The sequence below is a fragment of the Burkholderia reimsis genome, from assembly GCF_003294055.1.
In the GTDB taxonomy this organism is placed as follows: domain Bacteria; phylum Pseudomonadota; class Gammaproteobacteria; order Burkholderiales; family Burkholderiaceae; genus Burkholderia; species Burkholderia cepacia.
On record NZ_QMFZ01000042.1, the window covers coordinates 67696 to 76657 of the forward strand.

Annotated in this window: 10 protein-coding genes; 3 read left to right on the forward strand and 7 right to left on the reverse strand. The window is 63.6% G+C overall.

Features of this window, described 5'->3' with window-relative positions; translation table 11 throughout:
- The first annotated feature begins 168 nt into the window (after positions 1–168).
- Positions 169–825 (forward strand): glutathione S-transferase family protein, encoded by a 657-nt coding sequence (locus tag DPV79_RS34325; RefSeq protein ID WP_113047493.1) that lies wholly within the window; start codon positions 169–171, stop codon positions 823–825.
- 42 nt (positions 826–867) lie between these two features.
- On the opposite strand, the gene DPV79_RS34330 is transcribed toward DPV79_RS34325, so the two are convergent.
- Together DPV79_RS34330 and DPV79_RS34335 are read right to left on the reverse strand one after the other, a co-directional pair.
- Positions 868–2040, reverse strand: a complete 1173-nt coding sequence (locus DPV79_RS34330; protein WP_113047494.1) for a pyridoxal phosphate-dependent aminotransferase — start codon at positions 2038–2040, stop codon at positions 868–870.
- A gap of 33 nt (positions 2041–2073) precedes the next feature.
- Positions 2074–2553, reverse strand: coding sequence for a putative toxin-antitoxin system toxin component, PIN family (locus tag DPV79_RS34335; protein WP_021162828.1), 480 nt, complete (start codon positions 2551–2553; stop codon positions 2074–2076).
- Positions 2554–2610: 57 nt separating this feature from the next.
- Here DPV79_RS34335 and yaaA point away from each other — a divergent pair, with 57 nt between their 5' ends.
- Positions 2611–3393, forward strand: coding sequence for a peroxide stress protein YaaA (gene yaaA / locus DPV79_RS34340; RefSeq protein WP_021162829.1), 783 nt, complete (start codon positions 2611–2613; stop codon positions 3391–3393).
- A 137-nt stretch (positions 3394–3530) separates the two neighbouring features.
- Positions 3531–4685, forward strand: coding sequence for a M14 family metallopeptidase (locus tag DPV79_RS34345; RefSeq protein WP_048020519.1), 1155 nt, complete (start codon positions 3531–3533; stop codon positions 4683–4685).
- 82 nt (positions 4686–4767) lie between these two features.
- Here the strand turns inward: DPV79_RS34345 and DPV79_RS34350 are convergent, their stop codons facing one another.
- The 5 genes from DPV79_RS34350 to DPV79_RS43125 all read right to left on the reverse strand — a co-directional run.
- Complete coding sequence (locus DPV79_RS34350; RefSeq protein ID WP_113047495.1) at positions 4768–5421, reverse strand: BspC domain-containing protein; 654 nt, start codon at positions 5419–5421, stop codon at positions 4768–4770.
- A 139-nt stretch (positions 5422–5560) separates the two neighbouring features.
- A complete protein-coding gene (locus DPV79_RS34355; protein WP_113047496.1) occupies positions 5561–6235 on the reverse strand; it encodes an energy-coupling factor ABC transporter permease in 675 nt (224 codons plus the stop codon).
- Between the two features lie 75 nt (positions 6236–6310).
- Entirely contained in the window at positions 6311–7147 is an 837-nt protein-coding gene (locus DPV79_RS34360; RefSeq protein WP_113047497.1) for a response regulator transcription factor, read from the reverse strand.
- A gap of 211 nt (positions 7148–7358) precedes the next feature.
- Positions 7359–8576, reverse strand: a complete 1218-nt coding sequence (locus tag DPV79_RS34365) for a DUF2863 family protein (RefSeq protein ID WP_021162835.1) — start codon at positions 8574–8576, stop codon at positions 7359–7361.
- A gap of 160 nt (positions 8577–8736) precedes the next feature.
- Positions 8737–8962 (reverse strand): hypothetical protein (locus tag DPV79_RS43125; RefSeq protein WP_208866760.1); only part of this gene is annotated, 226 nt, incomplete at its 5' end.

Sequence of the window (8962 nt, forward strand, 5' to 3'; positions counted from 1 at the left end):
CGCCGCGCGCGCAGCGTACGCGGATGCGGCCGACGTCGTAGCGGATGTAATGTTGTCGTGACGAACGCAATACTTGCTTTAGACTAGCACGAACGTGCTTTTTAGCGCGACGAATCTCGCTGCGGCCGGCACCGTTGCGGCCGCGTTCCAGCAACGAAGGAGACTCCGATGCTACAGCTGTGCGGTATTCCGTTGTCCAACTATTACAACAAGGTGAAGTTCGTCCTGCTCGAGCACGACATTCCGTTCGAGGAGTCGGTGTGCGGTTTGCCGGTCAGCGATCCGGCCCGGCTCGCCGATTCGCCGCTCGGCAAGATTCCGTTCCTGAAGACCGAAGAAGGCGCGTTGTTCGAGTCGCAGGTGATCATCGAATACCTGGCGGCGCGTTATCCCGAGAAAGGCATTTTCCCGGCGAGCCCGTTCGCGGCCGCGAAGGTGCGCGAACTGGTCGGGACGCTCGAGCTGTATCTCGAATGGATGGCGCGCGAAGTCTATACGGAAGCTTTTTTCGGCGGCAAGGTCAGCGACGGGACGAAGGCGCGCGTCGAGAAGCGCCTGCCGCGCGCGATCGATGCGTTCAAACAGATGACGCAATTTTCGCCGTATGCGCTCGGCGAGTCGTTCGGCCTCGCCGACATCGCCGCATGGGTCCATCTGCCGGTCATCGGGATGGCGACGAAGGCCATTTTCGGACGCGATTTCCTGCTCGACGCGGGCATCGACTGGAAGGCGCACGCGAAGATCGTCGGCGAGCGTCCGGCCGCGCAGCGCGTGGCAGCCGAGCGCAAGGCGTATATCGAGGCGACGAGCGTCGCGCGTTCGTAAACGCGGTTCCTGCAGGGCGGCCTCGGGCCGCCCGTGCGGGACTTACAGGCGGGCGAGCCGTTCGAGCGCGGATGCGAGCGTGTTTTCCTGCTTCGCGAAGCAGAAGCGGACGACGCCCGATTCGTGCGGCTCGTGATAGAACGCCGACACCGGAATGGCGGCCACGCCGATCTCCGACGTGAGCCACTTCGAGAATTCCGCTTCCGGCAGGTCGCTGATCGCCGAATAATCGACGCACTGGAAGTACGTGCCCGTGCAGGGCAGCAGCTTGAAGCGCGTGCGCTCGAGGCCGGCACGGAAGAAGTCGCGCTTCTTCTGGTAGAAGTCGGCAAGCGTCAGGTACGGTGCCGGGTCGCGCAGGTAGTCGGCGAGCCCGACCTGCATCGGTGTGTTCACCGTGAACACGTTGAACTGGTGGACCTTGCGGAATTCCGCGGTCAGCGCGGCAGGGGCTGCGACATAACCGACCTTCCAGCCCGTCACGTGATAGGTCTTGCCGAAGCTCGACACGATGAAGCTGCGCGCGGCGAGTTCGGGATAACGCGCGACGCTCTCATGGCGCGCGCCGTCATAGACCATGTGCTCGTAGACCTCGTCGGACAGGATCAGCACGTTGGTGCCACGCACGATCTCTTCGAGCTTGCGCATGTCCGCCTCGCGCCACACCGTACCCGTCGGGTTATGCGGCGTGTTGATCAGGATCATGCGCGTTTTCGGCGTGATTGCGGCCGCCAGGCGGTCGAACGGAATCGTGTAGTCGGGCGCCTCCAGCGTGACGAACACGGGCTTGCCGCCCGCGAGTTCGATCGACGGCAGGTAGCTGTCGTAGGTCGGTTCGACGACGATCATCTCATCACCCGGATGCACCGTGCACAGGATCGCGGTGAGCAGTGCCTGCGTCGCGCCGGCCGTGACTGTGATTTCGGTCGCCGGATCGTAACGCCGGCCGTAGACCTGCGCGATCTTGTCTGCGATTGCTTCGCGCAGCGGCGCGACACCGGCCATCGGCGGATACTGGTTGTGCCCGTTGCGCATCGCGGCGGCAACCGCATCGACGATGCGCGGATCGCAGTCGAAATCCGGAAAGCCCTGGCCGAGGTTCACGGCGCCTTTTTCTGCTGCAAGCGCGCTCATGACCGTGAAGATCGTCGTGCCGACGTTCGGCAGGCGCGAAGGGAAAACGGGAGTCGTTGGCATGTCTGAAGGAGCGTTCATCGAGACGGTCGAAATCGGGTGGTGTTGCGTGCGTCAAGCCGGCGTGGCGTCGAGCGCGCAGGCCTCGGCAAAGGGGGCGGGTTGCGCGATCCGGAAGCCGAAATCGCGCGCGGTGCGCTTCGCGAGCTTCAGCAGCGCGCGGTCTTTCGACACGAGCCAATCGGCCTGGGCGGCGCGGGCGAGTTCAAGAAACTTCTGGTCGTCGCGGTCCTTGCACTTCGGCAACGGCGGCGCATCGGCGTCGACGGCCGGCGGCTCGACGAGGCTCGCCAGGCGGGCGACGGTTGCGAGCGCGGCCGCCTTGTCGACGGCGCGCGCCTGGAACTGCGGATAATCGAGCACGTACTCGAGTTCGGTCAGGCAGCGGCCGTCGATCACGGCGGCAAGCGTGCCGCGTTCGAGCGCGGCGCGGATCGGGCGCGTAGCGGGATCGTCGAATACGAGGATGTCGATCCAGACGTTCGAGTCGAGCACGACGCGATGTGCGGCATGCGGGGCGGGAGAGCGGGTCATTCGTTACAATCGGTGGTTTTCGTCTGACCGCAAGGCACGGCGTGCCAGCGAGCCTCTATGATAATCGTTCTCTCTCCCGCCAAATCCCTCGACTACGATACGCCCGCGCACGTCCAGTCTTACACGAAGCCTGCATTCGTCGACGACGCGTCCGAGCTGATCGACGGCCTGCGCAAGCTTTCGCCGCAGGACATCGCGACGCTGATGGATATCTCCGATCCGCTTGCACGCCTGAATTTCCAGCGCTACGCGGACTGGTCGCCGACCTTTACGCCGGCCAACGCGAAGCAGGCCGTGCTCGCATTCAACGGCGACGTATATGAAGGATTCGACGCCAAATCGCTGTCGTCCGCCGATCTCGACTATGCGCAGCAGCACGTGCGCGTGCTGTCGGGGCTCTACGGGCTGCTGCGTCCCCTCGATCTGCTGCAGCCGTACCGTCTCGAGATGGGTACGCGTTTCGCGAACGCGCGCGGCAAGGATCTGTACGCGTTCTGGGGCGACCGTATCACGCGGGCGCTGAACGAGCAGCTCGAAACGCGCAGCGGCGCGGCGCGCGTGCTCGTCAACTGCGCATCGACCGAATACTTCAAGTCGGTCAAGCCGAAACTGCTGGCCGCGCCCGTCGTCACGCCGGTGTTCGAGGACTGGAAGGGCGGCCGCTACAAGATCATCAGCTTCCATGCGAAGCGTGCGCGCGGCCTGATGGCGCGTTTTATCGTCGAGAACCGGATTGCCGACCCGAAGGCGCTGAAGGAATTCGCGACGGAAGGCTATGCGTTCGATGCGGCTGCGTCGAACGATTCGACTTACGTATATCGCCGGCGAGTCGGCGAGTGACCCTGCCGGCCGTTCACGAGACGGCCGGCGCATGCATGAGGCCGGGCAAGCGCTACACCGCCTGTTCCGGTCGCCAGCTTTACATGGAACCGGTGTAAGCGCTAAAGCGCCAACTCCGGTCGACAAAGGAGAGACAGATGGCCCTTTCGATCACCAGCAATTTCGACGCAGGCGCAATCGACGTCGTGTCGTGCGACAGCCCCGATGCGATTCGGTTGCGCGTGCGCGGCGACAATCGCTCGGAATTCGCGCAATGGTTTTACTACCGCTTGACGGGCGCGCGCGGCGAGCGGTGCGTGATGACGTTCGAGAATGCGGCCGAATGCGCGTATCCGTCGGGCTGGCGCAATTACAGCGCGGTGGCGAGCTATGACCGGGTCGACTGGTTCCGCGTGCCGACGACGTTCGACGGCAAGACGATGACCATCGACCATACGCCGGAATTCGACAGCATCTACTACGCGTATTTCGAACCGTACTCGGAAGAGCGTCATGCGGCATTTCTCGGTGCGGTCCAGCAGTTGCCGCAGGCGAGCGTCGTCGAACTCGGTCGCACGGTCGAAGGTCGTCCGATGTCGCTGCTGACGCTCGGTACGCCGGAGACCGACGGCGCACCGAAGAAGAAGGTGTGGATCATCGCGCGCCAGCATCCCGGCGAGTCGATGGCCGAGTGGTTCGTCGAAGGTCTCGTCAAGCGGCTGGCCGGATGGGGCGATTGGGCCGGCGATCCGGTTGCGCGCAAGCTCTACGATCGCGTGACGTTCCACATCGTCCCGAACATGAATCCGGACGGCAGCGTGCATGGCAACCTGCGCACCAATGCAGCGGGCGCGAACCTGAACCGCGAGTGGATGGCGCCCGATGCCGAGCGCAGTCCCGAGGTGCTGGCCGTGCGCGATGCGATCCATGCGATCGGCTGCGACATGTTCTTCGACATTCATGGCGACGAGGATCTGCCGTACGTGTTCGTTGCCGGGTCGGAAATGCTGCCGAGCTTTACCGAGCAGCAGGGCAAGGAGCAGGCTGCGTTCATCGAGGCATTCAAGGTTGCGAGCCCCGACTTCCAGACTGAGCATGGCTATGCGGCGAGCAAGTACAAGGAGGACGCGCTCAAGCTCGCGTCGAAGTACATCGGCCACCAGTTCGGCTGCCTGTCGCTGACGCTCGAGATGCCGTTCAAGGACAACGCGAACCTGCCCGACGAACGAGTCGGCTGGAACGGCGAGCGAAGCGCGGCGCTTGGCGCGGCGATGCTGGCTGCGATCCTGGTGCACGTCGACACGTTCGCGTAAGCGCAGCGTCGCCGTATGAAAAAAGCCGGGGCATCTCAGGATGCTCCGGCTTTTTTGCTTCTGTCGATGTCGCTTCGTCGAATCAGGACTTCTTCGCGCTCTTCTTCACGACCTTCTTCTGTCCGCTCGACTTTTTCGTTGCGGCGGCCTTCTTGCTGCCGGTGCGGCCCGATGCTTTCGCCTTGACCTTGCCTCGGTGCGACTTGCCCTTGAACTTCTTCGTCGAGGACGTGGAGCGCTCGACGCGCGGCTTCAGCGGCGGAACCGGGTCGTTCCAGCTGAACGCGAGCATTTGCTGACCGACATAGCCGCATCGGAATTTCAGCGGCGTCGGGTCGCTGCCGTCGCTGTGGATGCCGAGCCCGTCGACAGTGACGATATTGTCGACCTTCACGCGCTGCTTGCTCTGGTCGAACGAGTCGTTCCATGGCGTGATTGTCGCGTTGCCGCTGTCGAATGTGTTCGGCGCGAAGTCGACGCGGTCGAACGCCGACGACGTGCTGGCGATGAAGCTGCCGTGCGCCGCACAATCGGCGGCGAGCGGATCGGCATGCATTTCGTTGACGAATTTGTTGATCAGTTCGGAGCGCTGGTCGAGCAGGTCGGCGAATGCCGGTGTCGGAAGCGCAAGCGACAGGCCCGCAATACAGGCTGCCAGCTTGCCGAGCGCCCGGAAAATCCGGAGCGACGCAGGAGAGCTGTCCATCTGGTTATTGGTGAGGAGCGAATGAGACATCGGGCACGTATAGATGCCCGATGAAGAACCGGAGTTCAATCTTAGCGTAAAAAACTTGTGCGGCAGTAGATGTCACATTCTGCCGCACCGCGCGAGGCCCTGCCGGCGGGTGATGGCGGTGCCGCCGCCGGAGGGCGATTCAGGCGCGCGGGCCGCCGAGGCGATAGCGCCGGACGTCGAAGGTCGTGACCCACGCGGGACGATAGACTGCGATGAGTGCCGTTGCCATGCCGGTGAACCACGCTTCGCCGAGTGCGAGCAGCGCAGTGTTCAGCAGGTAGCCGGCCGGAATCACGACAGGCACGCCGTCCGCCAGCGCGAGCTGGACCCCGGCCGCGGCAGCAGCGACTGCGACGATGGCGATGGCCGGCGACAGGAATCCCTGGCCGGTGATGAACGATGCGAGATTGTGCGGCAACCATGCGAGTGCGGCGCGCTGCAGCAATGCCGACACGGCGACCGGCAGCGCGCCGTAGATCAGATAGGTCAGGCCAATGCCCTGCCAGGGCGCGTCGAAAATGATCGCGGCAATCGCCGTGACGGCGCCCATCGCGATCAATGCGAGTGTCCAGTCGAACAATGTGACGAGCAGCGTCGCGCCAAGCAGATGCATGACGATGCCGTCTTCGAGCCACGCATTCGAGGCCCAGAGGACCGTAATGGCGGTGACGAGCGCGAGCCACACGTGCTGGAGCGTGGCGTCCTGCAGGCGCACGAAGGGGCGATTCCAGATCGCGAGCGCGAGCAGGGCCACGGCGGCGATCCAGCCACCGATGCCAACCCAGAGCGGAAGCGGTGTGAAGAGAAAACCCATTCGTCCATATTACTCGTTGAGCATCAAAGGTGGGAATCCACACACGCCGACCGTCGCAATATCGAGACTGTCTGGCTAGCGTTCGCGCCGAAACCGCGCCGGCGGTTCGGCGGCGATCGGCAGGTCCTGTGTGCTGTCGATCGAGGCTGGCACCGGGTACGGGCGGTCCTTCCGTTGCATACGCAGCGGAACCGGGCCCTGTTGGCCGATGGGCGGCTTGCGCGTGCGGTTGCGATTCGCCAGCAGCACCTCGAGGTGGGGCGACAGCCAGCCGTTGTAGATCGCGACCGCGGCGGCGCGGTTGGCGGCACCGAGTTGCTGGAAGATGCTGGCGAGGTGGATCTTGACGGTGCCTTCGCTGATGCCGAGCGTACGGGCGATCATCTTGTTGGTGCTGCCCATGTGGACGAAGCGCATGATCTGAGCTTGGCGTGGCGACAAGAGGCCGCTCGGCGGCCGGCGGGGAAGCGACCCGGCGAGTGTCTGGAAATGGGCATCGTAGCGCGCCGCAGCAGCGGAAGGCAGCAGACGGAGCGCGATCGGCGGGATGTAGTGCCCGCCCAGCAGAACGATCTCGAGCGCACGTACGATCAGGTGCGGCCGCGTGGAATGCGGGATCACGCCGGCGACACCATAGTTGAAGAAGCGCTGGATGGCTTCCGGCGAAGTTTCGTCGACCAGGACGGCGACGGGTGTCGGCGAGCACGCGCTGCAGAGCGCCTGAAGCTCGCTGAGTCGGCCGACGTCGAGCCAGTCGATCGCGACGAGGTCGAAACGCTGGTTGCGCAGCAGCCTGCGCGCCTGAAAACTGTCGGGCGCATCGTTGATGCTGGCGTGACGGTCGATCTGTCGCAACAGGGCCTTCAGTCCGTCACGCCGCTCGGCGTCTGAATTGAGCATCAGGAACCGCATATTCAACCTCCGTAATGTGAGCCATTGATCTGCCGTCTGGCATGCCTTGGGTCTGATGATGACAAAGACCTTACACGATGTCTGCTTGGCTGAAAGGCTTAGGAAAAGTATGAAATTTCGGACGGAGGGATGGCGGACAAGAAAAAAGCCGCTCCGGCGGGAACCGTGAGCGGCTTCGGACGGGCAGGCCGTCAGGGTACTGCTGTGTGGATCAGTGAAAGTGCGGTTGGGCAGGTGACGCGTCTTCCGGCATTTCCGCGTGGACGATTTCGCCGAGCGGGTCTGCGTAGAGCGGTACGCCGCAGTCGTCGCAGTATTCGGGTTCGAAGCGGCCCGCGTGCCGCCGGACGTCGGTTACACCGCATTCCTTCAGCAGGCTCACGATTTCCTCGAGCGGTCCTTCGATCGGCGCTTCGCCTTCGAGCGTCGCGCTGTCGATCGACACGTCGCCGTTTTCGCGACCGTAGAGCGGCCATACGACGCCGTAGATTACGTCGTTGCTGGCACGCCGCGTGAAGCCGACACGATACTCGTCGATACGGCGTTCGCCGAAGCCGGCGACCACCGCGCGCAGCTCTTGCGGTGCCGCACCAAGTGTGTCGAAAAGATAACGAATGGCGGTTCGCACCGTGTGCGGACGCACCCGCTCGTCCGCATCCCGGCAAGCCGAATAGTACGCGTCCGGAAGCAGGCATTCGAACTCGCAGCCGGGCAGGGCGATCGACAGGTTCGGGCCGCCCTGGGCCGTCCATTGCTCGAGGCACTGGCCACGCTCGATCCGGCTGCCGTTTTCCTCTTCCTGCCATCGGAACAGCGGCGCGCCGGCGGGCGCGGCGACGACGGCGAGCAGGAAGCGCGGGTCAGCCAGGATCGGCGAGGTTTCAGGCAGGTCGCCGAAGCTGAGCTTGGGGGTGTGCTGGGTGATCGCTGCATGAGCGAGCTGCTGGGCCAGCCGGTAGGTCTCGACGTGATGCCGCGGCAACTGGTCAATGCTGTAAAGGAACGGTGCAAGGCCGACGAGGGTGCCGTTCGCGAGGACGTGAGCCTGCAAGTGCGTTCGCAGCGCGTCGGCAACGTCACCCTTGAGCGGGCCGGACGGAATCATGTAGCGCGTCCATGCGAGAACCGGGACGGCGACCAGCAGCGCGTCGAACGGTTGGCCGTCGTGCTCGATCACCATCGACTCGCTGTGCGTCTCGGCCATGTCGGCGAGCGCGCCATAGGCGTCGGGATGATTCTGCTGAAGATGGTCGAGCGCTGCGTCGAGCGTGGTCTGGTTGCCGTTGCGGACAATCTTGGCGAGCAGCGCGTCGAGCTTCGCTTCCCAGAAGCGATCCTCGATGCGGCTGCCCGACGCGAAGAGCGCAAGCGACAGACCGACCAGTTTGTCGGCATCGGGGGGGAGGCGTTTGGCGATTCGCTGGCGCATATTAAAGACGTATATAGAAAGAGGCGAAGAACCTCACATTCTAGTCCGTTCTTTGCACCATAAGCGGTCTCGTGCCGAGGCATGGCAGATCGGCCGGATCGCAGCCTTTGTAAAAAAGTTGCGTCAAACCCCTTGCGCAGTTCGAAGAGGGTGCTTAGAATCACGCCTCTTTCGCGCTAACGGAAACACGGCGCGGGAGAGGGAAGCGAAGCTGGTGGTGTGCTGCAGTGATGGGCGCGCGGCTGGCCTGGAAGTTGAACCCCGCAGTCGCAACGATGTAGTGTAAAAAGTTGTTGACGAGCTGCGAAACACGGTTCATAATCTCGCTTCTCTGCTGCTGAAAACGCAGCGCTGCTGAGAAACACGAAGTTCCTCGCAGATTGCTC

Excerpts from the sequence above, each read along its gene's own strand:
- DPV79_RS34325 (WP_113047493.1), top strand. The coding sequence starts at position 169 with ATGCTACAGCTGTGCGGTATTCCGTTGTCCAACTATTACAACAAGGTG.
- DPV79_RS34330 (WP_113047494.1), bottom strand. The coding sequence starts at position 2,040 with ATGAACGCTCCTTCAGACATGCCAACGACTCCCGTTTTCCCTTCGCGC.
- DPV79_RS34335 (WP_021162828.1), bottom strand. The coding sequence starts at position 2,553 with ATGACCCGCTCTCCCGCCCCGCATGCCGCACATCGCGTCGTGCTCGAC.
- yaaA (WP_021162829.1), top strand. The coding sequence starts at position 2,611 with ATGATAATCGTTCTCTCTCCCGCCAAATCCCTCGACTACGATACGCCC.
- DPV79_RS34345 (WP_048020519.1), top strand. The coding sequence starts at position 3,531 with ATGGCCCTTTCGATCACCAGCAATTTCGACGCAGGCGCAATCGACGTC.
- DPV79_RS34350 (WP_113047495.1), bottom strand. The coding sequence starts at position 5,421 with ATGTCTCATTCGCTCCTCACCAATAACCAGATGGACAGCTCTCCTGCG.
- DPV79_RS34355 (WP_113047496.1), bottom strand. The coding sequence starts at position 6,235 with ATGGGTTTTCTCTTCACACCGCTTCCGCTCTGGGTTGGCATCGGTGGC.
- DPV79_RS34360 (WP_113047497.1), bottom strand. The coding sequence starts at position 7,147 with ATGCGGTTCCTGATGCTCAATTCAGACGCCGAGCGGCGTGACGGACTG.
- DPV79_RS34365 (WP_021162835.1), bottom strand. The coding sequence starts at position 8,576 with ATGCGCCAGCGAATCGCCAAACGCCTCCCCCCCGATGCCGACAAACTG.